The sequence below is a fragment of the Allgaiera indica genome (assembly GCF_900106675.1).
Classification (GTDB): Bacteria; Pseudomonadota; Alphaproteobacteria; order Rhodobacterales; family Rhodobacteraceae; genus Acidimangrovimonas; species Acidimangrovimonas indica.
This window is the reverse complement of the sequence record NZ_FNOB01000008.1, coordinates 105,882-128,271: the sequence shown is the minus strand read 5'-3', so window position 1 is coordinate 128,271 and position 22,390 is coordinate 105,882. Positions and strand designations below refer to the sequence as shown.

At 66.1% G+C, this 22,390-nt stretch carries 27 protein-coding genes and 1 other RNA gene; 23 read left to right on the top strand and 5 right to left on the bottom strand.

Going from position 1 to position 22,390, the window contains the following annotated elements:
- Window positions 1-61 precede the first annotated feature (61 nt).
- From BLV97_RS09345 to BLV97_RS09315, 7 genes are all read left to right on the top strand, one after another.
- A complete protein-coding gene (locus BLV97_RS09345) occupies window positions 62-253 on the top strand; it encodes a DUF1674 domain-containing protein (RefSeq protein WP_035844936.1) in 192 nt (63 codons plus the stop codon).
- 142 nt (window positions 254-395) lie between these two features.
- Window positions 396-1,265, top strand: a complete 870-nt coding sequence (locus BLV97_RS09340) for an HpcH/HpaI aldolase/citrate lyase family protein (RefSeq protein ID WP_035844934.1) — start codon at window positions 396-398, stop codon at window positions 1,263-1,265.
- On the top strand, window positions 1,265-1,822 hold the full coding sequence (locus BLV97_RS09335; protein ID WP_035844932.1) for an NnrU family protein: 558 nt from the start codon (window positions 1,265-1,267) through the stop codon (window positions 1,820-1,822). The genes BLV97_RS09340 and BLV97_RS09335 overlap by 1 nt, the downstream gene beginning before the upstream one ends.
- Window positions 1,819-2,022, top strand: a complete 204-nt coding sequence (locus tag BLV97_RS09330; RefSeq protein ID WP_035844930.1) for a DUF1737 domain-containing protein — start codon at window positions 1,819-1,821, stop codon at window positions 2,020-2,022. The genes BLV97_RS09335 and BLV97_RS09330 overlap by 4 nt, the downstream gene beginning before the upstream one ends.
- Entirely contained in the window at window positions 2,022-3,053 is a 1,032-nt protein-coding gene (locus BLV97_RS09325) for a MaoC family dehydratase (protein ID WP_092164031.1), read from the top strand. Before BLV97_RS09330 ends, BLV97_RS09325 begins: the two co-directional genes overlap by 1 nt.
- A gap of 81 nt (window positions 3,054-3,134) precedes the next feature.
- Window positions 3,135-3,770 (top strand): TorF family putative porin, encoded by a 636-nt coding sequence (locus BLV97_RS09320; protein ID WP_143037506.1) that lies wholly within the window; start codon window positions 3,135-3,137, stop codon window positions 3,768-3,770.
- Between the two features lie 146 nt (window positions 3,771-3,916).
- Entirely contained in the window at window positions 3,917-4,552 is a 636-nt protein-coding gene (locus tag BLV97_RS09315; protein ID WP_051646199.1) for a TorF family putative porin, read from the top strand.
- 29 nt (window positions 4,553-4,581) lie between these two features.
- Here BLV97_RS09315 and BLV97_RS09310 read toward each other — a convergent pair whose 3' ends face one another.
- Window positions 4,582-5,367, bottom strand: a complete 786-nt coding sequence (locus tag BLV97_RS09310) for a class I SAM-dependent methyltransferase (protein ID WP_035844926.1) — start codon at window positions 5,365-5,367, stop codon at window positions 4,582-4,584.
- Window positions 5,368-5,704: 337 nt separating this feature from the next.
- Between BLV97_RS09310 and sdhC the strand changes: the two genes are divergently transcribed.
- From sdhC to BLV97_RS09285, 5 genes are all read left to right on the top strand, one after another.
- Complete coding sequence (gene sdhC / locus BLV97_RS09305; RefSeq protein WP_035844923.1) at window positions 5,705-6,100, top strand: succinate dehydrogenase, cytochrome b556 subunit; 396 nt, start codon at window positions 5,705-5,707, stop codon at window positions 6,098-6,100.
- A gap of 11 nt (window positions 6,101-6,111) precedes the next feature.
- Window positions 6,112-6,483, top strand: coding sequence for a succinate dehydrogenase, hydrophobic membrane anchor protein (gene sdhD, locus BLV97_RS09300; protein ID WP_035844921.1), 372 nt, complete (start codon window positions 6,112-6,114; stop codon window positions 6,481-6,483).
- Window positions 6,484-6,496: 13 nt separating this feature from the next.
- Window positions 6,497-8,302, top strand: a complete 1,806-nt coding sequence (sdhA, locus tag BLV97_RS09295) for a succinate dehydrogenase flavoprotein subunit (protein ID WP_035844919.1) — start codon at window positions 6,497-6,499, stop codon at window positions 8,300-8,302.
- A 3-nt stretch (window positions 8,303-8,305) separates the two neighbouring features.
- Window positions 8,306-8,719 carry a hypothetical protein gene (locus tag BLV97_RS09290; protein WP_035844916.1) on the top strand — a complete coding sequence of 138 codons (414 nt, stop codon included), beginning with the start codon at window positions 8,306-8,308 and terminating at the stop codon, window positions 8,717-8,719.
- Window positions 8,720-8,868: 149 nt separating this feature from the next.
- Window positions 8,869-9,648 carry a succinate dehydrogenase iron-sulfur subunit gene (locus BLV97_RS09285; protein WP_035844914.1) on the top strand — a complete coding sequence of 260 codons (780 nt, stop codon included), beginning with the start codon at window positions 8,869-8,871 and terminating at the stop codon, window positions 9,646-9,648.
- A gap of 63 nt (window positions 9,649-9,711) precedes the next feature.
- Here BLV97_RS09285 and BLV97_RS09280 read toward each other — a convergent pair whose 3' ends face one another.
- Window positions 9,712-10,074 (bottom strand): DUF202 domain-containing protein, encoded by a 363-nt coding sequence (locus tag BLV97_RS09280; protein ID WP_160169189.1) that lies wholly within the window; start codon window positions 10,072-10,074, stop codon window positions 9,712-9,714.
- 99 nt (window positions 10,075-10,173) lie between these two features.
- Window positions 10,174-10,270, bottom strand: an RNA gene (ffs, locus tag BLV97_RS09275) — signal recognition particle sRNA small type.
- A 209-nt stretch (window positions 10,271-10,479) separates the two neighbouring features.
- Here ffs and BLV97_RS09270 point away from each other — a divergent pair.
- The 11 genes from BLV97_RS09270 (at window position 10,480) to BLV97_RS09220 (ending at window position 19,654) form a co-directional block, all read left to right on the top strand.
- Window positions 10,480-11,091, top strand: coding sequence for a ribonuclease D (locus tag BLV97_RS09270; RefSeq protein ID WP_035844912.1), 612 nt, complete (start codon window positions 10,480-10,482; stop codon window positions 11,089-11,091).
- Between the two features lie 13 nt (window positions 11,092-11,104).
- Complete coding sequence (locus BLV97_RS09265; protein ID WP_035844910.1) at window positions 11,105-12,091, top strand: KpsF/GutQ family sugar-phosphate isomerase; 987 nt, start codon at window positions 11,105-11,107, stop codon at window positions 12,089-12,091.
- A 1-nt stretch (window position 12,092) separates the two neighbouring features.
- Entirely contained in the window at window positions 12,093-12,764 is a 672-nt protein-coding gene (gene lptC / locus BLV97_RS09260) for an LPS export ABC transporter periplasmic protein LptC (protein WP_035844908.1), read from the top strand.
- Window positions 12,765-12,771: 7 nt separating this feature from the next.
- A complete protein-coding gene (gene lptA / locus BLV97_RS09255; protein ID WP_051646204.1) occupies window positions 12,772-13,305 on the top strand; it encodes a lipopolysaccharide transport periplasmic protein LptA in 534 nt (177 codons plus the stop codon).
- Window positions 13,302-14,063, top strand: coding sequence for an LPS export ABC transporter ATP-binding protein (lptB, locus tag BLV97_RS09250; protein WP_035844906.1), 762 nt, complete (start codon window positions 13,302-13,304; stop codon window positions 14,061-14,063). Before lptA ends, lptB begins: the two co-directional genes overlap by 4 nt.
- Before the next feature lie 30 nt (window positions 14,064-14,093).
- On the top strand, window positions 14,094-15,401 hold the full coding sequence (locus tag BLV97_RS09245; protein ID WP_035844903.1) for an RNA polymerase factor sigma-54: 1,308 nt from the start codon (window positions 14,094-14,096) through the stop codon (window positions 15,399-15,401).
- Window positions 15,402-15,470: 69 nt separating this feature from the next.
- On the top strand, window positions 15,471-16,046 hold the full coding sequence (gene hpf, locus BLV97_RS09240) for a ribosome hibernation-promoting factor, HPF/YfiA family (RefSeq protein ID WP_035844901.1): 576 nt from the start codon (window positions 15,471-15,473) through the stop codon (window positions 16,044-16,046).
- A 38-nt stretch (window positions 16,047-16,084) separates the two neighbouring features.
- Window positions 16,085-16,549 carry a PTS sugar transporter subunit IIA gene (locus tag BLV97_RS09235; protein WP_035844899.1) on the top strand — a complete coding sequence of 155 codons (465 nt, stop codon included), beginning with the start codon at window positions 16,085-16,087 and terminating at the stop codon, window positions 16,547-16,549.
- 10 nt (window positions 16,550-16,559) lie between these two features.
- Complete coding sequence (locus BLV97_RS09230; RefSeq protein ID WP_373296454.1) at window positions 16,560-17,702, top strand: iron-containing alcohol dehydrogenase; 1,143 nt, start codon at window positions 16,560-16,562, stop codon at window positions 17,700-17,702.
- Between the two features lie 117 nt (window positions 17,703-17,819).
- Window positions 17,820-19,433 (top strand): FAD-dependent oxidoreductase, encoded by a 1,614-nt coding sequence (locus BLV97_RS09225; protein ID WP_092164030.1) that lies wholly within the window; start codon window positions 17,820-17,822, stop codon window positions 19,431-19,433.
- A 2-nt stretch (window positions 19,434-19,435) separates the two neighbouring features.
- A complete protein-coding gene (locus BLV97_RS09220; RefSeq protein ID WP_035844893.1) occupies window positions 19,436-19,654 on the top strand; it encodes a DUF2783 domain-containing protein in 219 nt (72 codons plus the stop codon).
- 18 nt (window positions 19,655-19,672) lie between these two features.
- Here the strand turns inward: BLV97_RS09220 and BLV97_RS09215 are convergent, their stop codons facing one another.
- Both BLV97_RS09215 and BLV97_RS09210 read right to left on the bottom strand, forming a co-directional pair.
- On the bottom strand, window positions 19,673-20,383 hold the full coding sequence (locus BLV97_RS09215) for a response regulator transcription factor (protein ID WP_035844883.1): 711 nt from the start codon (window positions 20,381-20,383) through the stop codon (window positions 19,673-19,675).
- Window positions 20,376-22,328, bottom strand: coding sequence for a PAS-domain containing protein (locus BLV97_RS09210; protein ID WP_035844881.1), 1,953 nt, complete (start codon window positions 22,326-22,328; stop codon window positions 20,376-20,378). The genes BLV97_RS09215 and BLV97_RS09210 overlap by 8 nt, the downstream gene beginning before the upstream one ends.
- Window positions 22,329-22,390: the final 62 nt, after the last annotated feature.

Sequence of the window (22,390 nt, the reverse complement as noted above, 5' to 3'; positions counted from 1 at the left end):
GGTTTGCCCTGATCGCCCAGGGGGGTATATCATGGCACCAGCCGAGACAAGGAATGCCGCCATGGCCGAGATGCCCGAGACCACCCGCCCCGATCTGCCCCCCGCCGCAAGGCGCGCCCTGGCCGAGGCCGAGGCCCGCCGCAAGGCCGCCGAAGCCGCCGCCCCCCTGCCGACAGAGCTGGGCGGCCGCGACGGCCCCGAGCCGGTGCGCTATGGCGATTGGGAAAAGAAGGGCCTGGCGATCGATTTCTGAGGCGTTTTGCCGGCGCCGTGCCAGCGTATTTGCGGAACAATGAAAGAGCAGGGGCCACGTTTCTGCGCTGCGGCGCATTTTGCCTTGCTGAATATGCCGCGGGTGTGGTCTGTGGCGAAAGATTGTTGCGAGGAGAAGAATCATGGATCCGCGGTCCCGCCCCTGGCGCTCGGTACTTTACATCCCCGGCTCGAAGGCGCGGGCACTGGAAAAGGCGCGCGGGCTGGAGGCCGACGCGATCATCTTCGATCTAGAGGATGCGGTCGCGGTGGAGGAGAAGGCCCGCGCCCGTGATCTTCTGGTGCGGACGCTGGCCGAGGGCGGTTATGGCCGGCGGGCGAAGATCGTGCGGATCAACGGGTTCGAGACGCCCTGGGGGGGCGATGACATCGCGGCGCTTGGCGGGGCCGAGATCGATGCGGTGCTGATCCCCAAGGTCGGATCGGCGCAGGATGTCGAGGCGGTCGCGCGGGAGATCCCGGGCGTGGCGCTTTGGGCGATGATCGAAAGCCCGCAAGGCGTGCTGAACGCCGCCGCGATCGCGGCGCATCCGCGGATGCAGGGCTTCGTGATGGGCACCAACGATCTGGCCAAGGATCTGGGCATGCGGTTCCGGCCCGACCGGCTGCCGCTGATGCATGCGCTGCAGGCCGCGCTGATGGCGGCCCGGGCCGAAGGGATCGTCTGTATCGACGGCGTCTTCAACGCCTATCTCGACGAGGAAGGGCTGGCCACCGAATGCGAACAGGGCCGCGACATGGGCTTTGACGGCAAGACCCTGATCCATCCGGCGCAACTGGCCTGCGCGAACAGGGCCTTTGCGCCCTCGGAGGCCGAGATCGATCTGGCCCGGCGCCAGATCGCGGCGTTCGATGCGGCCGAGGCCGAGGGGCTGGGCGTGGCCGTGGTGGATGGAAAGATCGTCGAAAACCTGCATATCGTGACGGCGCGGCAAACGCTGGCCAAGGCCGAGGCGATCGCCGTGATGGAACAGGGACAGGAGACGGCGTGATGACAATGCTCATTCTCGGGGTGGTGCTGTGGTGGGGCGCGCACCTGTTCAAGCGGTTGGCGCCCGGGGCGCGGGCCGGCATGGGGAATGCCGGGCGCGGCGCGGTGGCGCTGGTGCTGCTGGTGTCGCTTGTGCTGATGGTGCTGGGTTTCCGCGCCGTTCCCGCAGCGCAGAATTTCGTCACCATTCCCGGCAATGGCCATCTCAACAACCTGCTGATGGTGATCGCTGTGATCGTCTTCGGCGCGGGCATGTCGAAGGGCGTGCTGTGGACCAAGATCCGCCATCCGATGCTGTGGGGCGTGCTGCTTTGGGCGGTCGCCCACCTGCTGGTGCACAACGATGTGGCCTCGATCGTGCTGTTCGGTGGCCTGGGGCTGTGGGCGGTGGTCGAGATGGCGGTGATCAACGCCGCCGGGCCCTGGCTGCGCCCGGCCTCGGGCGGGTGGAAGCGTGATGCCGTGCTGATCGTGATCGCGCTGGTGATGTATGCGATCATTGTGGCGATCCATGTCGCCCTTGGCCTTAGCCCCAATACGGGAACGATCTACGGATGAAGCTGTACCGATTTCTGAGCGCCGATGACACTTCGGCCTTCTGCCACAAGGTCACAGAGGCCCTGAACAAGGGGTGGGAGCTGCACGGCGGCCCCACCTATGCCTATGACGCCGCCCATGGGGTGATGCGCTGCGGCCAGGCCGTGGTGAAGGAGGCGCCGGGCACTTATACCCCCGACACCAAGCTGGGAGAGCAGTGATGAAGACCAACCCGGGCCGGTTTTTCGAGGATTACCGCCTGGGAGAGGTGATCCGCCATGCCGTGCCGCGCACCGTTTCGGGTGGCGAGCGGGCGCTTTACCATGCGCTCTACCCGGCGCGCGGGGCGCTCTATTCGTCAGACGAATTTGCGCGGGGTTGCGGGCTGCCGGCCTCACCCATCGATGATCTGGCGGCGTTCCACCTGGTCTTCGGCAAGTCGGTGCCCGACATCAGCCTGAATGCGGTCGCGAACCTCGGCTATGCCGAGGGCCGCTGGCTGGCGCCGGTCTGGCCCGGCGATACGCTGAGCGCGGCGTCCGAGGTGATCGGGCTGAAGCAGAACTCGAACGGAAAGTCGGGGGTTGTCTGGGTGCGCACGACGGGTACCAACCAGCACGGAAGGAAGGTGCTGGAATATGTGCGCTGGGTGATGGTGCGGCGGCGCACGCCCGCCGACGATGCCCCTGACCCGGTGGTGCCGAAGCTGGCCGATGCCGTGGCGCCGGGCGATCTGGTGCTGCCAGAGGGGCTGCATTTCCGGGATTACGACAACGTCGCCGCGGGCGAGCCGCATCTGTGGGGCGATTACGCGATCGGCGAGGTGATCGACCATGTCGACGGCGTCACGATCGAGGAGGCCGAGCATATGCTGGCCACCCGCCTGTGGCAGAATACCGCCAAGGTGCATTTCGACGCCACCAACCGCGCCGACGGTAAGCGGCTGATCTATGGCGGCCATGTCATCAGCCTGGCCCGCGCGCTGAGCTTCAACGGGCTGGCCAACGCGCAGATGATCGCGGCGCTGAACGGCGGCGCCCATGCCAACCCCTGTTTCGCGGGCGATACGGTGCGCGCCTGGTCCGAAGTGCTGGACAAGGCCGAGACATCCGAGCCGTCGGTCGGTGCGATCCGGCTGCGGCTGGTGGCGGTGCGGCAGGGAAGTGAGCCGTTCGTGCTGCGCACCGCAGAGGGCAAATATGCGCCGGAAGTGCTGCTGGAGCTTGATTATTGGGCGCTTCTTCCCCGCTGATCACAAAAGCTTCACAAAGCGATTTGCCCGAGACGGGATCCCCGGTGATCAAGAGGTGTTCACAAACCCTTGGGGATCAACATGCGCTACCTCCTGTCTTCCGTCGCCCTCGCCGCCGCGCTTGCCGCCGGGCCAGCCCTTGCGGAGGGACTTACTGCCTCCGGCTCGATCAGCCTGACCAGCCGCTACTTCACGTATGGCCTGCCGCAGACCACCGGTGCCGCAGTCCAGCCCTCGGTCGAGTTCGGCTACAGGGGCTTCTATGCCGGGATCTGGGCGTCGAATACCTCGTCCAAGCTGGTCGGCTCGAACACAGAGGTCGACCTGTCCTTCGGCTTCCGCCACGATTACGGCCCAATCAGCATGGATCTGGGCTATGTGCGCTACACCTATTACGGGCCGCATAACAATTGCTGCGGTGAGGCGGTGCTGAGCCTGTCGACCTCGCCGGTCAAGGGCACCACGCTGGGATACCGCCTGTCCTTCGACCCGAAGTCGAAGATCGCAAACAACTCGGTCTCGGTCACGCAGGCGGTGATGCCGAAGATCGCGCTGAGCGCGTCCGTCGGCAAGGTCGCGCATGCCCAGACCTATTGGAAGTTCGGCGGCAGCTATGACCTGACCGATAAGACGAGCCTTGGCCTCGCCTGGTACGATACCACTGTCACCAAGGGTCTGGCCGTCCTGTCGGTGACCTACAATTTCAACCTGCTCTAGGCAGGCCGTGGCGGGGCCGCCCACGCGTCGCCCCGCCACAGATGCCCCGCAAGAGTTGCACAATCACGACCACGTTATAATTCATATTGTTTTTGTCAGGAATTATTGGCATCAGCATCCCGGTGTTCGAATCACTGAGGAAAAAGATGCGTATCCACCTGACCATGGCCCTTCTGTTGGCAGCCCTTTCCGCACCTCCTGCGCTGGCGGGGGATCTGGAGATCGGTGGAAACCTGACCTTCGCCAGCCGTTACCTGGCCAACGGGCAGCCGCAAAGCCGCGGCGCCGTGCTGCAACCGTCGCTGGAGATCGCATATCAGGGGTTTCATGCCGGGGTCTGGGCTTCGAACACGTCCTCCGCGCTGATCGGGTATCAATCCGAGGTCGATCTGACCTTCGGCTACCGCCGCGATTTGGGCGCGGTGAGCGTCGATCTGGGCTATGCGCGTTACCTCTACCGGGGACCGCAAAAGAATTGCTGCGGCGACGTGATCCTGGATCTGGTCGCCGAGCCGTCGCAGGGGACGGAACTGGGCCTGAACATCGCCTTTGATCCGAAGTCGAAAGTGTCGAATGTCTCGGTTTCCGCCAGCCGGGCGCTGACACCGCGCATCGCCACTGCCGGCGCGCTGGGCCGCGTCAAGGGCAGCCACACCTATTGGTCCCTGGGGGCAACTTACGCGGTGAACGACGCCACCACGGCCGAGCTTTTCTGGCATGACACAAATACCGGCAGCGGCCTTGCGGTGCTGTCGCTGAGTTACGATTTCTTCCTGCGCTGAGCGGGCCGCGCGACGGTGCCTTCGCGGCGTCAGGTTGCGATCAGCTTGCACAGGGTGGGGTGGTGCCCCGCCCTAGTCTTCCCCACCAGGAAGGCCCGCGTCTGAAAGCCAATGCGATCATAGGCCATCAATCTTTGCCAGCCGTCGCGAAAGCGCCGATATGTACCGCCGTCAGAGCGCATCCCCAGCGGCAGCGGGTTGAAGCCGATCACCACTGCATGGCGGGCGATCCGGCACATTTCGTCCACGATATCAACCCAGCGTTCCGGCGGGGCGTAGGCCTCTAACGCCTGATAGCAGATCACATAATCCTGGGACTTGTCGGCGAAGGGATAGGGGATGCTGCCCCCGTCATGCAGCGTGACGCCAAGGCCAAGCGATTCGATCAGGGGCTGATAGGGCCATCCCTGGACGCTTTCGGCCATCGGGTGATCGTGCCGGACCGACCTAAGCCGTTCGAGCAGGCGGAAATGCCAGTGCCGCCGTGGCGGCTTCACCTGCGCGGTAGAGCCGTCGACCGCCCAGGCGCAATCGGTGCCGGTGACGCGATGCCCCCCCCAGCGCAGGATCTCCAGCAGGCTGCCGTGGGCGGTCGACAATTCAAGAATGTCCTTCGGCGGGCCGCTGAGAAGCTCCGGCATATGCTGATGCAGTCTCAGCCATGAGCGCTCGCAGTTGCGGGGCCGCATCAGATATTTCCACATCACCCTTGTGATCCGATCGGATGCATAATTGCCCAGGCGATAGTCGGACCGAAACTGGGCGGGGAGTTCGGGGAACCATGCCTTGCTTTCGGTCAGTTCGAAGGGACGCATAAGGGATCTGCTTCCTGGTCTCGCTGCGAATGTCCGGCCGTGCGCGTACGCCGGTCGTTCCCAACTACCGTGAAATCGTGTTCGAAAGCTGAATCGGCGGCCGCTCCGGGTTCGAGCAGCCGGTGCGGGACTCTTGCGTCCGAAAGAGCGCGATGACTGTGATCACTAATCTGAAAGCTGTGATCACAAACTTAATCTTTTCGGCGTTTACGGTCTGAATCTGCGTCAAACTGGCGCGATCGCGCGTGACTCGGGCGAAAAAAGCGCTATTGGTCGGCTGCACAGGCGGCCCTGCGGCGCGTAAGACGTGCCCGGCCGCACAGCAAGAGGGACCCCTATGGCAGACCCAAAGCCGATCGAACGGCCACTTTCACCCTTCATGCTTGGTCAGTACTACCGGTTTCAGATGACCTCGGTGTCGTCGCTGCTGACGCGGATCACCGGCAACGCTCTGGTCGTTTCCTTCATCCTCGGCGTCTGGTGGCTGCTGGGCGCGGCGCTCGGCGGCGGCGCCTTTGACGCGGCGAACGCGGTCGCGACCTCGTGGTTCGGCGATCTGGTGTTCACGCTGTCGCTTCTGGGGATCTGGTATCACTATCTCGCCGGGCTGCGGCACCTGTATTTCGATGCGGGTCATGGCCTCGATATCGAGACCGCCGAGATGCTCGGCTGGGTCTGCATCATCGGGTCGGTCGTGCTGACCGTGCTGACCCTGATCGTCATTCAGTTCTGAGGGAGGCCGGCATGCGTTATCTCACCGACCGCAAGCGGGCCGAGCGCAAGGGCGCTTCGGGCACCGGCACCGAACATCACTGGTACATGTCGGTCAGCGCCGTCGCGCTGGCCTTCCTGATCCCGACCTTTCTTTACGTCTTCGGCCATGCGCTGGGGCAGGGGCGGGCCGAGGTGGTCGCCACCTTCGGCCATCCCTTCGGCGCGATCCTGACCGGGCTGGTGCTGTTCGTCTCGATGCAGCATTTCGCCAAGGGCGCGCAGATGATGATCGAGGATTACACCCAAGGCTCCTGGCGCCGCGGGCTGGTCATGCTGGTCTATTCGCTGGCTTACGTAATTACCGCGACCGGGCTTTACGCCCTGGTCAAGATGGCGATGTGAAGGGGCCGCGGACATGGCATCTTATGAGATCGAACAACATGATTACGACGTCGTCGTCGTGGGCGCCGGTGGCTCGGGGCTGCGGGCGACGCTGGGAATGGCGGAACAGGGGCTGCGCACGGCCTGCGTGACCAAGGTCTTCCCGACCCGTTCCCACACCGTGGCCGCGCAGGGCGGCATCGCCGCCTCGCTGGCCAACATGGGGCCGGACAACTGGCAATGGCACATGTACGACACCATCAAGGGGTCGGACTGGCTGGGCGATTCCGACGCGATGGAATACCTTGCACGCGAAGCCCCCAAGGCGGTGTATGAACTGGAACATTACGGCGTGCCGTTCAGCCGCACCGAAGAGGGCAAGATCTACCAGCGTCCGTTCGGCGGCCACACCACCGAATTCGGCGAGGGCCCGGCGGTGCAGCGCACCTGCGCCGCCGCCGACCGCACCGGCCACGCCATCCTGCACACGCTTTACGGCCAGTCGCTGAAGCAGAAGGCCGAATTCTACATTGAATACTTCGCCATCGACCTGATCATGTCCGACGACGGCGTGTGTCAGGGTGTGCTGGCGTGGAAGCTGGACGACGGCACGATGCATGTCTTCAACGCGAAGATGACGGTGCTGGCGACCGGCGGCTACGGGCGCGCTTTCTTCAGCGCGACCTCGGCCCATACCTGCACCGGCGACGGCGGCGGGATGGTGGCGCGCGCAGGCCTGGCCTTGCAGGACATGGAATTCGTGCAGTTCCACCCCACCGGGATCTATGGCGCCGGCTGCCTGATCACCGAGGGCGCGCGCGGCGAGGGCGGCTATCTGACCAATTCGGAAGGCGAGCGGTTCATGGAACGCTACGCGCCCCATTACAAGGATCTGGCCAGCCGCGACGTGGTCAGCCGCTGCATGACCCTGGAGATCCGCGAAGGCCGCGGCGTGGGCGAGCACAAGGACCACATGCATCTGAACCTGTCGCATATCCCGCCCGAGACCCTGGCCGAGCGGCTGCCGGGGATCTCGGAATCGGCGAAGATCTTCGCCGGCGTCGATGTCACCAAGGAACCGATCCCGGTGCTGCCGACGGTGCATTACAACATGGGCGGCATCCCCACGAACTATTTCGGTGAGGTGCTGAACCCGACCGCCGACAACCCCGACGCCGTGACCCCGGGCCTGATGGCGGTGGGCGAGGCCGGCTGCGCCAGCGTGCACGGGGCGAACCGTCTGGGTTCGAACTCGTTGATCGACCTGGTGGTCTTTGGCCGGGCGGCCGCGATCCGCGCGGGCGAGGTCGTTGACCGAGAGGCCGGCGTGGCCAAGCCGAACCAGGCCGGCATCGACGCGGCGCTGGCGCGGTTCGACGGGCTGCGCCATGCCGACGGCGGCACCCCCACGGCCGAGCTGCGGCTGGAAATGCAGCGCACCATGCAGCAGGACGCGGCCGTGTTCCGCACCGACAAATCGCTGGCCGAGGGCGTCAAGAAGATGGAGGCCGTCGCGGCCAAGCTTGACGACATCAAGGTCACCGACCGTAGCCTGGTGTGGAATTCGGACCTGATGGAGACGCTGGAGCTGACGAACCTGATGCCGAACGCGCTGGCCACCATCGTCGGCGCCGAGGCACGCAAGGAAAGCCGTGGCGCCCACGCGCATGAGGATTACCCCGAGCGCGACGACAAGGAATGGCGCAAGCATTCCATCATGCGGGTCGCGGGCAACAAGGTCGATCTCAGCTATCGGCCGGTCCATGTCGATCCGCTGACGCCGGAATCGGATGGCGGGATCTCGTTGGCGAAGATCGCGCCCAAGAAGCGGGTGTATTGACCAATGGGCCGCACGGGTCTGGTGTTGATGCCGCTGGGGGGCGTTCTGGCCCTGGCGTCCTGCGCACAGCAGGGCGATCTGGCGCAGCAATGCCTGCGCCAGCTGAAGCCTTACGGCGATTACCACTACCGGCAGGGGGCCGCCGTGCCCGAGGTGCGCCCGGGGCTGAACGGCACCTGGCCCGAGGCCAATGCCCTGAACGCCTGCATCCAGCAAAAGGCCGCGCGCCGTGCGAAGGCGGCGCCTGCGGCCCCGGCCCCGCGCGCGGCGGCCGGCAAGCTGCCCTTGCCCACGGCCTATCCGCTGATGCCGGGTGATGCCGCGCTTTGGCCCACGCTGACCCTGGCGCAGCAGCGACGCGCCCTGGTCTTCCTGCGCGATGGATCGACGATCCGGTCCTCGCTGGAGGGGCAGTGATGTCTCGTCCGCTGGCCGCTTTCCCGCCGCTGGCCGCCCGTTCCTTGGGTGGCGCGGCGGGTCTTGTAGATGAAACCTGCGTCATGCTGCAGTCCGGTCCGCGGCCGGTCCTGACCCGGCATGACCGCCCCGAACGGAAGGGATGATCCATGGTCCAATTCAAGCTTCCCCGGAATTCGACGATCCGCACCGGCAAGACCTGGCCGAAGCCCGCGGGCGCGAAGAACGTGCGCAAGTTCATGATCTACCGCTGGACGCCCGATGACGGCGAGAACCCGCGCGTCGATACCTATTTCGTGGATATGGACAAGTGCGGGCCGATGGTCCTGGACGCGCTGATCAAGATCAAGAACGAGATCGACCCCACCCTGACCTTCCGGCGTTCCTGCCGTGAAGGGATCTGCGGATCCTGCGCGATGAACATCGACGGCGGCAATCATCTGGCCTGCATCTACGGGCTGGACGAGATCAAGGGCGACGTGAAGATCTACCCGCTGCCGCACATGCCGGTGGTGCGGGATCTGGTGCCGGATCTGACCCATTTCTACGCCCAGCACGCCAGCATCATGCCCTGGCTGGAAACCAAGACGAACGCACCGCAGAAGGAATGGCGCCAGTCGATCGAGGACCGCAAGAAGCTTGACGGTCTTTATGAATGCGTGATGTGCGCCTCGTGCTCGACCGCGTGCCCCAGCTATTGGTGGAACTCGGACCGCTACCTGGGACCGGCGGCATTGCTGCACGCCTACCGCTGGATCGTCGACAGCCGCGACGAGGCCACGGGCGAGCGGCTGGACGATCTGGAAGATCCTTTCAAGCTGTATCGCTGCCACACGATCATGAACTGCACCAAGACCTGTCCGAAGGGGCTGAACCCGGCCAAGGCGATCGCCGAGGTCAAGCGGATGATGGTCGAACGCGTGGTCTGACGACCGGCGGCAGATGTCGAAGGGCCCGCCGGGATATCCCGCGCGGGCCTTTTTCGTCCCCGCTTAGAGGGTCCACAGCAACACGCCGCACAACGTCGTCGCCACGATCAGCGCGATGGTCAGCGGGGCATAGCTGTTGTGGATCGGTATGTCGCGCTCACGCTCCAGCATCCGGTGCAATCGCCGCGCCTGGACGTTGCCGCCGATGAACAGCGCCACCGCGATCAGCAGGAACAACGTGGCCGCGAGGCGCCCAAGCATCACCTGCGAAGGATCGCGGAACACCACATGCATCCCCAATGCGACGCCGATCGCGCCCAGACCGGTGCGGGCCCAGCTGGCCACGGTGCGCGCGATCCCCAGGGCGGTGCGCTCCTCGGCCCATTCGACCTGAAGCCGCAGCGCGTCCTCGCGTTTGTCATCCACATCCACATCCATATCGACCCTCACGAACAACGGCGCAGGAAGCACCCGGTTCCGGGCAACCGGGTCTAGGCAGGGGCAAGGGCGGTGATGGCGGGACGGGGTGAGAGGCTGGACAACGACCCAAGCGGGACTCGTTACGGCTGCTTCCTTCCGGACCTGACCGGGTTGGCGAGGCGCTCGCCCGCGCCAACCTCTCGACCGACCATCTAGGCGCTAAGGCGCGGATTCGCAAGGGCCTGTCGGGCTTGCCCCGGTCCCGGAGCGGCGGCCGGGATGGGCGACAAACCCCCGCCCGAACACTGGAAACGTTCAAGGAAATGCACTCGCCATTCGCCTAAGCCTTTGATAAATGGATTTCACGCGCCGGGCTGCCGGCGCCCGACGGCCCGCACAAGGAGAATGGATATGGCAATCACCCTTTACCAAGGTGACCTTCCGGACGGGCTGGATCTGGGGCAGGTCGTCGCCATCGACACCGAGACGATGGGCCTACTGCCGCACCGCGACCGGTTGTGTCTGGTGCAATTGTCCTCGGGCGACGGCAACGCGCATCTGGTTCGGATCGCCAAGGGGCAGACCGCGGCGCCGAACCTGCAACGGTTGCTGGCCGATCCCGGGGTGGTGAAGCTGTTTCATTTCGCGCGCTTCGATATCGCGGCGCTCTATCACGCGTTCGGTACGATCTGCGCGCCGGTCTATTGCACCAAGATCGCCTCGAAGCTGACCCGCACCTACACCGATCGTCACGGGCTGAAGGTGCTGCTGCAGGAACTGCTGGGCGTCGATATCTCGAAGCAGCAGCAGACCTCGGACTGGGGCGCGCAGGAGCTGACCGATGCGCAGCTGGAATATGCGGCCTCCGACGTTTTGTATCTGCATCAGCTGAAGGCGGTGTTCGACGAACGGCTGGCGCGCGAGGGGCGCGAGGAAATCGCGCGGGCCTCGTTCGACTATCTGCCGACGCGGGCGCAGCTGGATCTTCTGGCCGGCAACGAATTCGACATCTTCGCGCATTAGGGGGCCACCGGGCATGAGCGAAGCCAAGACGTTTCTGGATACCGCCCGCCGCGTGATCCGCGCCGAGGCGCAGGCACTTGCGGCGCTGGAAGCCAGCCTGAACGGCAATTTCTCGCGCGCTGTGCGGATGATCCTGGACGCGCCGGGGCGGGTGATCGTGTCGGGCATGGGCAAGTCGGGCCATATCGGCCGCAAGATCGCGGCGACGCTGGCCTCGACCGGGACGCCGGCGCATTTCGTCCACCCCGCCGAGGCAAGCCATGGCGATCTGGGGATGCTGACGCCCGGCGACGTGGCGCTGGTGTTGTCGAATTCCGGCGAAACGCCCGAACTGGCCAATATCATCGCCTATACGCGGCGCTTCGAGATCCCGCTGATCGGGGTGGCCAGCAGGCCCGAATCCACCCTTCTGCGCCAGTCCGACGTGGCGCTGGTCCTGCCGCCCGCGCCCGAGGCCTGCGGCACCGGGATCGTGCCGACCTCATCCACCACGATGACGCTGGCGCTGGGTGATGCTCTGGCGCTGGCGTTGATGGAACATCGCCGGTTCACCCCCGAGCATTTCCGCGTCTTCCACCCCGGCGGCAAGCTGGGGGCGCGGCTGGCGAAGGTGTCGGATCTGATGCATGGCGCGGCCGACGTGCCGCTGGTGCGCGCCGGCACCGCGATGGGCGACGCCCTGCTGGTCATGAGCCAGAAAGGCTTTGGCGTGGTTGGCGTGACCGATGCGAATGATTATCTGATCGGCATCGTCACCGACGGTGACCTGCGCCGCCACATGGACGGGCTGTTGGACCATACCGCGGATCAGGTGATGACGCCGAAGCCACGCACCATCGGCCCGGACGCTCTTGCCGAAAAGGCCGTATCCGAAATGAACGCCAGCAAGATCACCACCCTGTTCGTCGTCGAGCCCGCCATGGCGACCGCGGCCGCCGTGGGGGCGCGGGTTGTGGGGTTGATCCATATCCACGATTGCCTGAGGGCCGGGGTGGTCTGACATGGCCGCGCGCGACAACGTCCATTCGCGGCTGGTCGCCTGGCTCAAGATCCTGCTGCCACTGGCCGCGCTGGGCATGTTGTCGACGCTGTTTCTGTTTTCCCACAGCATCGACCCGACCAAGGCGATCCGCTATTCCAAGGTGGATGTGAAGAAGCTGGCGCGCGAACCCCAGGTGACGGCGCCCGATTATGCGGGGGTAACGCAGGACGGCACTGCCGTGACCGTCAGCGCGGCGGTCGCGAAGCCGATGACCAAGGCCGAAACCCCGGATCCCGCCCGCCCGGGCGCCAGTGCCAGCGGCATCCGGGCGCGGTTCGAGCGCAAGGATGGCGCCACTACCACCGTCGAGGCACCGCAGGGCCAGCTGGACCCGAACCGCCAGGAAATCAAGCTGGGCGGCGGCGTGCGGATCGACACTTCCGACGGCTACCGCATCCGGGCGCGGGCGCTGACCGGCGCGCTGGACCGCACCCATCTGCAAAGCGCGGGCGCGGTCACGGCAACCGGTCCGCTGGGCCGGATAGAGGCGGGCGGCATGGTGATCTCGGCCGAAGCACCACCCGCGCCGGCGAAATCCGCCGCCGATGTCGGTGCTGCGCCTGGGCCCTACGTTCTTGTTTTCAACGGCGGTGTGAAGCTGATATACACGCCCCCGGGAAAGGGGAATTAACGTGAACATGTTCCGCGCGTCACTGCTGGGGCTGGGTCTGGCGTTGCCGGTTCACGCCGCCATCGCCCAGGGCACCCAGGTTCCCCTGGGCGGGTTCAAGACCGATCCTTCCGCCCCGATCCAGGTGACCGCCGACAAGCTGCAGGTCAACCAGGCGGACGGTACGGCGCTGTTTTCGGGCAATGTGATCGTCGGCCAGGGCAAGATGCGGCTGTCCGCCGACAAGGTTCATGTCACCTATGCCAAGCCGGTCGATGGCCAGAAAGGCAAGATCCAGACGCTGGAAGCGACCGGCGGCGTGACCCTTGTCACCAGCCCGACCGAGGCCGCGCAGGCGAAGACGGCGGTCTATACGCTGCAAAGCGGTACCGTGGTGATGACCGGCTCGGTGCTGCTGACCCAGGGCCAGAACGTGCTGTCGGGGCAAAAGCTGGTGGTCAACCTGCCCAGCGGCATGGGCACGATGGAAGGCCGCGTCACCACCACCTTGCAGCCCAACGCCGCCCCGAAGGCCCCGCCTTCCAAGGCCAAGACCCCATGAGCAAGACGCCACAGCTATCGGTCTCGGACGGTTCGGCCGGGCTGCGGGTCATGGGGCTGCGCAAATCCTATCGCAAACGGTTGGTGATCCGCGACGTCAGCATGGAGCTGGGCCGCGGCGAAGTCGTGGCGCTGCTGGGGCCGAACGGATCCGGCAAGACCACCTGTTTCTACTCGATCGCCGGTCTCGTCACCCCCGAGGGCGGGCAGGTGATGCTTGATGGCCGCGATGTCACGCTGTTGCCGATGTACCGCCGCGCGCGGCTGGGGATCGGCTATCTGCCGCAGGAAGTGTCGATCTTTCGCGGGCTCTCGGTCGAGGACAATATCCTTTCCATCCTGGAAATTTCCGTCGCCGATCATCACAAACGCCGTGAACGGCTGGAGGAATTGCTGTCGGATTTCTCGATCACCCACCTGCGCAGGGCGCCCGCGCTGTCGCTGTCGGGAGGCGAGCGGCGGCGCGTCGAGATCGCCCGCTGTCTGGCGGCCGACCCGAAATATCTGTTATTGGACGAGCCCTTCGCAGGTGTCGACCCGATCGCGGTGGGCGAGATCCGGTCGCTTGTCGCCGACCTCAAGGAACGCGGTATCGGAGTTTTGATCACCGATCACAATGTTCGTGAGACGTTAGAGATCGTAGATCGTGCTTATATTCTGCACGATGGTAAGGTGCTTATGAGTGGCACGAGTGATGAGGTCGTGCGCGATGAAAACGTCCGCCGGGTCTATCTGGGACAGAGCTTCCGCATTTCCTGACCCGAGGCCAGGGGCGCGGGGACTTGGGGCATGGCAGTAGGCCCGCGCCTTTCGATCGGCCAGCATCCGGGGCTGGCGCTGACGCCGGGGATGCGGCAATCGCTGCGGATCCTGGCGATGCCGCCCGTGGAACTGGCCCTGGAAATCACGCGCGAGGCCGAATCCAATCCCTTTCTCACCGTCACCCCGCCGGCGCGCGGCGGACTTTCGGCTTTCGACATAGCCTTGGAGACCATGCCCGCGCGGCCCTCTCTGGGCGAGGGCTTGCGTCGCCAACTGGGCGAGATGAGCCTGCCGCCCGGTGTCCGTGCGGTCGCCGATTATCTGACCGGGGCATTGCGCGACGACGGCTATCTTGACGCGACCGAAGCGGAACTGGTTTCCGAGACCGGCCAGCCCCGTGCCGTCGTGGCCGAGGCGATCGCCGCGCTGCAACGCTGCGAACCGGCCGGGGTGGGCGCGCGCAGCCTGCCTGAATGTCTGGCGCTGCAATTGACCGATCGCGGGATCTCTCCGGGTCTGGCGGCGGAAGCCGTGGCGCATCTGGACCTGTTCGCGCAGGACGATTGGGCCGAACTGGGCAAGGTGCTGCACCTTGGCCCCGGCGAGGTCAGCGCGCTGGATGCGGCGCTTCGCGGCCTTTCGCCCCATCCGGTCGATCCCGGCGGGCCCGAGTCTTCCCCCTTGGTGCCCGATCTGGTGGTCGAGACCGCCCCGGGCGGCGGAATGTCCGTGCGCCTGGCCGAGGGCGTGATGCCCGCCATATCGCTGGACGAGGCGCTGCTGGCGCAGGTGCCGGATCCAGACGATCCGTTCGTCGTCTCGGCCCGGTCGCGCGCCGAGGCGCTGATCCGCGCCGTCTCCCATCGGGGCGAGACCTTGCTGCGAATCGGTCTGCGGCTGGTCGCCGATCAGCACCTCTTTTTTTCATGCGGGCCCGATCATCTGGCGCCGCTCAGCCGGCGCGTCCTTGCGGAAGAGCTTAGTCTGCACCCTTCCACCCTGGGGCGCGCTGTCGCAGGCAAGGTGCTGCTGACGGGCGGGGCGCTTTATCCGTTGTCGATGTTCTTTCCCTCGGGTCTGCCGATGGGGCACGGGGGCACGGTGTCCAGCCACGCGGTGAAGATCGCCATTCGCCGCATGGTCGAGCACGAACCCGCCGCGCAACCTCTGTCGGATGCGGTAATCCGCGAGCGGCTTGTCGCGGACGGCATTGACATCACCCGTCGATGTGTCGCCAAATACCGTGAAAGCATGAGGATCCCCTCATCGTTCGAGCGCCGCCGCCGCGCCGCGCGCCATCGAGGACAAGCGATGGAGGCTGGCGCTAGGGATTGAAAAAATGAACCGGGTCAAGGCCTTGCGAAATGCGGGCATCCCTGGCCCGGATAATCCGTAGGAGGCAATATGCGCTATCAGATCAGCGGTAAACAGATCGACATCGGCGAGGCCCTGCAATCGCATGTGAAGGCCGAACTGGGAGAAGCCGTTGCCAAATACGCCGGCCGCCCGACGGATGCTGTCGTGACGTTTTCGCGTGTCGCGCACGAATTCGTCTGTGAAGCCACGGTGCATCTTTCCACCGGCCTGTCGGCGGCGGCCAAAGGCCAGGCGACCGAGATCTACGCCGCCTTCGATGCTTGCGCCCAGAAGATGGAAAAACAGTTGCGCCGTTACAAGCGCCGACTGAAGGACCATCACCAGGGGCGCGCGCAACCGGTTGAATTTGGCGCGGGCTCGGCCTATATCCTCGCCGCGTCGGAAGGGACGGACGAGGCAGAGCCGGATTCGTTGCAGCCCATGATCATCGCCGAGATGGAGACGAAGATCCCTTCGCTCTCGGTCGGTGAGGCGGTGATGCAGATGGAACTGGCGCAGGCCCCGGTGCTGGTCTTCCGGAACGAGAAGCATAGTGGCGTGAATGTCGTGTACCGTCGGGAAGATGGCAATATCGGCTGGATCGACCCACGCAACAACGGTTGAGTTGAGCGCCCTTCACGGCGTCGGACAGAAGAAGGTTCATGGATCTTTCCAGCATTCTGAAGCCGGGCGCCGTCCGGGTTGTCGGGCATCTGACAAGCAAGAAACGCCTGTTCCAGGAAATCGGCGAGATCGCGGGCCAGGCCTACGGTCTGGAAGCCGCCGCGGCTGTGGACGGGCTGCAGGACCGCGAAAGCCTGGGGCCGACCGGCGTGGGCAACGGCATCGCCTTGCCGCACGCCCGGCTTGATGGGTTGGATCGGATCGTGGGCGTCTTCCTGCGTCTCGACCGGCCGCTCGATTTCGGCGCGGTCGATCGGCAGCCGGTGGATCTGGTCTTTGGCCTGTTCGCGCCGCGCGATTCCGGTGTCAATCATCTGAAGGCGCTCGCTTTGGTGTCGCGCACCATGCGCGACGCCGCCGTCTGCGCCAAGCTGCGCGCGAATGACGATGCGGCGACGCTTTATGCGGTGTTGACCGAGGACCGCGCCAGTCAGGCCGCCTGACCCGATGGTGCTGCCCTCGTTTTCCTTCGCCAGCGCCGCAGAGATCCGGTTCGGGCGTGGCCTTGCCGCCGAGGCGGCCAAGCACATTGCCGCCTTCGGCCACCGTGTGCTGCTGGTTCATGGTGCCGATCCCGCCCGGGCGCGATGGCTACGCGATTCCCTGCCGCATGTCATCTGCATTGCCTGCACGGGGGAACCGGATCTGTCCGCGCTTGACGCCGCATTGGCCAAGGCCCGCGCCGCAGAGCCCGAGGTCGTCGTGGCCCTGGGCGGCGGCGCGGTGATCGACATGGCCAAGGCGCTGGCGGCGCTGATCCCGGCGCCGGGCGCGATTCTGGATCATTTGGAGGTGGTCGGCCAAGGCCTGCCGTTGACGGTGGCACCGCTGCCGATGGTGGCGCTGCCGACCACCGCGGGAACAGGTGCGGAGGTGACCCGCAACGCGGTGATCGGCGTGCCGGAGGCACGGCGCAAGGTCAGCCTGCGCGATCTCGCCATGCTGCCGCGTCTGGCGCTGGTCGATCCGGCGCTGACCGACGGCTGCCCATGGGGGGTGACGCTGGCCTCTGGCCTTGATGCGCTGACCCAGGTGATCGAACCCTACCTGTGCACCCGTGCCAACCCGATGACCGACGCGCTGTGCCGCGCGGCCATTCCGATGGCGCTGCCCGCGCTGATGCGGCTGGACAAGGCCGAGGATCCGGACGCGCGCGATGCCATGGCCTATGTCTCGCTTAGCGGCGGGCTGGCGCTGGCGAATGCCGGGCTGGGCGCGGTGCATGGCCTGGCCGGGGTGATCGGCGGCGAGACCGGCGCCCCGCATGGCGCGATCTGCGGCGCGCTGCTGGCGCCGGTGCTGACGGCGCTGTCGGATGCGGCGGCGGCGGGCAGCCCCTTGCAGGCGCGGCTGGAAGAGGTCGCAGCCTGGCTTGCCCCGCCCCTGGGCGTTTCGCCCGACGCCGCCTTTACGGCGTTGGCTAATTGGGCCCATGGCGCGGGGCTGGCTGGACTGGGCGGGCTTGGCGTGGCCGTCGAGGCCCGCGATCGGATCGCCCGCCAGGCGCAGGTGTCGTCGTCGATGCGGGCCAGCCCCGTCACCTTTGACAGCGACGCGCTGGCCGCCATTCTTGAAGCCGCCCATAGCCCGCGCTGAACCCGTTCCCCGCAAAGGATCGCGTGAGGGTGACTTGCGGCCTCTTGATCGTTGCAACTGCAACATCTATCGTCGACCGCGCCCGCAGCGGGTGGGACGGACCGGGGGGAGGACCGGATGGGCCGCATCTTCGAGACACCTCTTTATCCTTACAGCCGTAGCCCCGATCAGGATGCGGTAGTACCTGCGCGGCACCGCGTGGTGGTCGTGGGCGCGGGGCCGGTCGGGCTGGCGACCGCGATCGATCTTGCGATGCAGGGCATCGAGGTCCTTCTCCTGGATGAGAACGATCGTGTCAGCTGGGGCAGCCGCGCCATCTGTTTCGCAAAGCGACCGCTAGAGATCCTCGACCGCCTGGGCGCCGCGCAGCGGATGGTTGACAAGGGCGTGGTCTGGCAGCTGGGCAAGGTGTTCTTCGGCGACAGGCAGGTCTATGATTTCAACCTCTTGGCGGAAGACGGCCACCGCCGTCCTGCCTTCATCAACCTCCAGCAATACCATTTCGAAAGCTTGCTTTGTGAACGTATATTCGAAATGAAGGCGGCGGACGCGCCGGTTGATCTGCGTGGCCGCAACAGCGTGACCAATATTACCGAACAAGAATTCGGATTGGAACTGGATGTGGACACCCCCGAAGGCCCCTACAAACTGCGGGCCGACTGGCTGATTGCCTGCGACGGCGCAGGATCGCCGATCCGCAAGATGATGGGGCTAGATTTCCCAGGCCAGGTGTTCGAGGACAATTTCCTGATTGCCGACGTGGTGATGGATGGCGATTTCCCGACGGAACGCTGGTTCTGGTTCGATCCGCCCTTCAACAGGGGCCAGTCGGCGCTGCTGCACAAGCAGCCCGATGGCGTCTGGCGGATCGATCTGCAGCTGGGCTGGAACATTGACCGCGAGGCGGCGGTAAAGCCCGAGAACGTCATCCCGCGCCTGCGCGCGATGCTGGGCGAGGGCGTCAAATTCGATCTGGAATGGGTTTCTGTCTATACATTTCAATGCCGCCGGATGGAACGGTTCCGCCACGGGCGGGTGATTTTTGCCGGAGATTCGGCGCATCAGGTATCGCCCTTCGGGGCGCGTGGTGCGAATTCCGGCCTCCAGGACAGCGACAACCTGTGCTGGAAGCTGGCGCTGATATGCGAGGGCAAGGCGCCGGAAAGCCTGCTGGACAGCTACGATGCCGAGCGCTTGCAAGGGGCGGAGGAGAACATCCTCAACTCTACCCGCTCGACCGATTTCATCACCCCGAAGACCGAAGTCAGCCGGATTTTCCGCGATGCGGTGCTGGATCTGTCCGCGGATCACGCCTTTGCGCGGCCGCTGGTGAATTCCGGGCGGCTGTCAGTGCCCTGTGTGCATGACGGATCACCCCTGAACACCGCCGACGCCCTGCCCGGCGCCCCGGCCCGCACCCGCCCCGGTGCGCCCTGTACCGACGCGCCGCTGGGCGAGGGCTTCCTGCTGGACCGGCTGGGTGGCGGTTTCGTGCTGATGACGATCGACGCCGAGTCACCCGATCAGGTGGCGGCCGGCGGCATCACCGCGCGGCGTCTGGCGCTGCGCGCGGGCGACGACGCCACCGGGGCGCTGGCGGCGCGTTATCTGGGGGCGGCGGCGCAGGGGGTGTATCTGGTCCGTCCCGACCAGATCGTGGCGGCCCGCTGGGCGGCCTTCGATCAGGCGTCGGTGCAGGCGGCATTGCTGCGCGCGACCGGAAGGGCATGAAGATGGCAAAGCTGATCACCACACCGAACCTGCCCGATCCGGACGGCTTCTACGAGGAATTGCTGGCCGCGCATGACGGGCTGTCGAAGGCGGAAAGCGATGCGCTGAATGCGCGCCTGATCCTGCTGCTGGCCAATCACATCGGCGATCTGCAGGCATTGCGCCAGGCGCTGGCGGCGGCGCGGCGGGAGGGGCCGGAGGCCGAATTAAAAGCGCCCTGAGCGTGCCCCACGGCGGCTTCAGCCCCAGGCGACTTCGCCCAGAAAGATGTAGCCTGCCCCATAGATCGTTTTGATAAGGCGTGGGTTTTTGGGATCTTCCCCCAGCTTTGTGCGCAGCCGCGAGATCCGCACATCCATCGCCCGGTCGAAACTGTCGCCGGCCGCGCCGCCCAGGGCCTCTTGCATCTGGGCGCGCGAGATCAGCCGTTTAGGTGCCTCCAGGAACAGCCGCAGAACCTCGCCCTCGGCATGGCTGAAGGGTACTTCGGTGCCGTCGGGACCGATCAGGACGTAGCGGTCGAAATGCGCGGCCCAGCCGTTGAAGCGGGCGATCTGAGGGCTGCGCCCGGCCTCGGCGCGCGGCTTGCGCAGCCGGGCGCGCACCCGGGCCACCACCTCGGCCGGATCGAAGGGCTTAATGATGTAATCGTCGGCGCCCAGTTCCAGCCCCGTCACCCGATCCTGCACCTGCGCGCGACCCGAGATGATGATGATCGCCGCCCCCGATTCCAGCGCCAGCCGGTGCACCAAGGCCAGCCCGTCGCGATCGGGCAGGCTAAGGTCGACCAGGCAGACATCGGGCGAGGCGCGTTTCAGCGCGGCCTCAAACTCGGTCGCGCGGCCGTAGCTGGTGGTGCGAAAGCCGGCCTCGGTCAGGGCCTCGGACAGCATGCGCCGGATCTCGGGTTCGTCGTCGAGGATGGCGACATGGGGGGGCGGATCACTCATGCGGGGCCTCGGCGGCTAGGAAGGCGGAAAGCTGGGCGGCGTCGAAGGGTTTGGCCAGCACCGCGACACCCAGCGCGGCGGCGCGCCGGCGCTGCGGATCGGCCGCGGGAAGCGAGGTCATCAACAGGCGCCGCACCCGTGCGCCGCGAGTTGCCAGGACCTCCATCAGGTCGACGCCGTTGCGCGCCCCGGGCAGGCCGATGTCGGACAGGATCAGGGCGATCTCGGGCAGGTCGGCGATGGTCAGGGCCTCATCGACGCTGCCGGCCTCGATCACCGCGTGGCCCATCTCGCGCAGCATCTCGCGCACCGAGGTGCGGATATCTTCTCGGTCCTCGACCAGCAGCACGAGGCCGGGCGCGGCGGCGGCGGTGGCGGGGGCATCCCCGGCCAGCCGCAGCGGCAGGCGCAGGGTGACGTGGGCGCCGCCCTCGGGACGGTTCGCCAGCCGCACTTCGCCACCGGCCAGCTTCGCCTGATCATAGACCATCGACAGGCCCAGGCCGGACCCTTCCGCGCCCTTGGTGGAAAAGAACGGATCCAGCGCATGTTCCAGCGCCTCGGGGGTGAAGCCCGGGCCGGTGTCGTCGGTGGTGATCTCGATCCAGGTGTCCCGCACGGGCCGGGCGTGCAGCGTGATCCGGCCAGCCGCCCCGCCGATCGCGTCGCGGGCGTTGAGGATAAGATTGACCAGCGCGTCCTGCAGCGTTCCCTGATCGACCAATACCGGCGCTTCCAGCCCGCCGGCGGTGATGCCCAGGGTGACGTTTTCGGGCAGGGTGGGGGCGGCCAGCACCCGCAGATCGCGCAGGAAGGCGGGCAGGTCGGTGGCCACCGGGCGCAATTTGCGCCGCCCCGAGATCCCCGCGATCCGGTCCAGCAGCAGCCCGCCCCTGCGCGCCGCCGCGTGGGTCGCGGCGACAAGTTCGGCGCCGTCGCCGGGCAGGTCCAGCCGCGCCAGCCGCGCCTGCAGCCCCAGGATCACCGTCAGCAGATTGGCGAAGTCATGCGCCAGCCCCGAGGTCAGCTGTGCCGCCAGTTCACGCTTGCGCGTCTGGACCAGCGCAGCGCGGGACTGGGCCTCTTTGGTCACGTCGGTGGACAGGATGTAGACGCCGTTGATCGGGCCGCCATCGATCCGGTCTGGGGTAAAGGCCACGCGGATGCGTCGGCCGCTGGTGCCGTCGGTGAATTCGAAGACATTGGCCTCGCCCGCCAGGGCGCGATGCAGGCTGGGCTCTATCCGGGCGAAGGTGTCGTCGCCCAGTGCCTCACGCCCGGTCAGGCCGATGATGCTGGCCGGGCGCTCTGGCAACACCGTCGCCAGGCGGCGGTTGGAATAGGTGTAGCGCAGGTCCAGATCCATATGCGCGATATGGGCCGGGGTCATTTCCGCGGTCAGGCGGATGCGGGCCTCGGTCTCGGTCAGCTCGCGCTTGGCCTCTTCCAGCGCCGCGTTGGTGGCGGCCAGCGCGCGGTTCGCCTGACCCAGCCGTTCGGCATGGGTCAGCAATTGGTCCGACAGTTCCGCCGAGCGGGCGCGCAGCAGCGCTTCCTGATGCTTGATCTCGGTGATGTCGGTATAGACCGTGACCCAGCCGCCCTGGGGCAGCGGGGCGCCTTCGACCGATATGGTGCGGCCGTTCGCCCGGGTCCGTTCAAGGTAGTGCGGCACGAAGGCGCGGGCGGTGTCGACGCGGGAGCGCACGGCCTCTTCCACATCGTCGACCGGGCCATATTCGCCACGATGCACAAGATAGCCGATCGTTTCCTCGAAGGAGGCGCCGGGGGTGCACAGGAAGTCGGGAAGGTCGAACATCTCCTTGTAGGCGCGGTTCGAGACGGCAAGCCGAAGGTCGCTGTCGAAGATCGACAGCGCCTGCTGGATCAGGTTCAGCCCCGCGCGCGTCAGCATGGCGGTCATCTCGACGCCGGCCTCGGGCATCCGTTCCTCCTCGTCCCTGTCCCCTGTCCCGTCCCTGTCGTGCAATCGGGCTAGCCGCCGCA

Bases quoted from the DNA above. Each gene is read 5' to 3' on its own strand.
- sdhA (WP_035844919.1), top strand. From the start codon at position 6,497: ATGGCATCTTATGAGATCGAACAACATGATTACGACGTCGTCGTCGTG.
- BLV97_RS09335 (WP_035844932.1), top strand. From the start codon at position 1,265: ATGACAATGCTCATTCTCGGGGTGGTGCTGTGGTGGGGCGCGCACCTG.
- BLV97_RS09345 (WP_035844936.1), top strand. From the start codon at position 62: ATGGCCGAGATGCCCGAGACCACCCGCCCCGATCTGCCCCCCGCCGCA.
- BLV97_RS09340 (WP_035844934.1), top strand. From the start codon at position 396: ATGGATCCGCGGTCCCGCCCCTGGCGCTCGGTACTTTACATCCCCGGC.
- BLV97_RS09285 (WP_035844914.1), top strand. From the start codon at position 8,869: ATGGTCCAATTCAAGCTTCCCCGGAATTCGACGATCCGCACCGGCAAG.
- BLV97_RS09210 (WP_035844881.1), bottom strand. From the start codon at position 22,328: ATGCCCGAGGCCGGCGTCGAGATGACCGCCATGCTGACGCGCGCGGGG.
- BLV97_RS09290 (WP_035844916.1), top strand. From the start codon at position 8,306: ATGGGCCGCACGGGTCTGGTGTTGATGCCGCTGGGGGGCGTTCTGGCC.
- BLV97_RS09330 (WP_035844930.1), top strand. From the start codon at position 1,819: ATGAAGCTGTACCGATTTCTGAGCGCCGATGACACTTCGGCCTTCTGC.
- hpf (WP_035844901.1), top strand. From the start codon at position 15,471: ATGCGCTATCAGATCAGCGGTAAACAGATCGACATCGGCGAGGCCCTG.
- lptA (WP_051646204.1), top strand. From the start codon at position 12,772: ATGTTCCGCGCGTCACTGCTGGGGCTGGGTCTGGCGTTGCCGGTTCAC.
- BLV97_RS09310 (WP_035844926.1), bottom strand. From the start codon at position 5,367: ATGCGTCCCTTCGAACTGACCGAAAGCAAGGCATGGTTCCCCGAACTC.
- BLV97_RS09245 (WP_035844903.1), top strand. From the start codon at position 14,094: ATGGCAGTAGGCCCGCGCCTTTCGATCGGCCAGCATCCGGGGCTGGCG.
- BLV97_RS09325 (WP_092164031.1), top strand. From the start codon at position 2,022: ATGAAGACCAACCCGGGCCGGTTTTTCGAGGATTACCGCCTGGGAGAG.
- BLV97_RS09320 (WP_143037506.1), top strand. From the start codon at position 3,135: ATGCGCTACCTCCTGTCTTCCGTCGCCCTCGCCGCCGCGCTTGCCGCC.
- BLV97_RS09215 (WP_035844883.1), bottom strand. From the start codon at position 20,383: ATGAGTGATCCGCCCCCCCATGTCGCCATCCTCGACGACGAACCCGAG.
- lptB (WP_035844906.1), top strand. From the start codon at position 13,302: ATGAGCAAGACGCCACAGCTATCGGTCTCGGACGGTTCGGCCGGGCTG.
- BLV97_RS09220 (WP_035844893.1), top strand. From the start codon at position 19,436: ATGGCAAAGCTGATCACCACACCGAACCTGCCCGATCCGGACGGCTTC.
- lptC (WP_035844908.1), top strand. From the start codon at position 12,093: ATGGCCGCGCGCGACAACGTCCATTCGCGGCTGGTCGCCTGGCTCAAG.
- sdhD (WP_035844921.1), top strand. From the start codon at position 6,112: ATGCGTTATCTCACCGACCGCAAGCGGGCCGAGCGCAAGGGCGCTTCG.
- BLV97_RS09235 (WP_035844899.1), top strand. From the start codon at position 16,085: ATGGATCTTTCCAGCATTCTGAAGCCGGGCGCCGTCCGGGTTGTCGGG.
- sdhC (WP_035844923.1), top strand. From the start codon at position 5,705: ATGGCAGACCCAAAGCCGATCGAACGGCCACTTTCACCCTTCATGCTT.
- BLV97_RS09315 (WP_051646199.1), top strand. From the start codon at position 3,917: ATGCGTATCCACCTGACCATGGCCCTTCTGTTGGCAGCCCTTTCCGCA.
- BLV97_RS09265 (WP_035844910.1), top strand. From the start codon at position 11,105: ATGAGCGAAGCCAAGACGTTTCTGGATACCGCCCGCCGCGTGATCCGC.
- BLV97_RS09225 (WP_092164030.1), top strand. From the start codon at position 17,820: ATGGGCCGCATCTTCGAGACACCTCTTTATCCTTACAGCCGTAGCCCC.
- BLV97_RS09270 (WP_035844912.1), top strand. From the start codon at position 10,480: ATGGCAATCACCCTTTACCAAGGTGACCTTCCGGACGGGCTGGATCTG.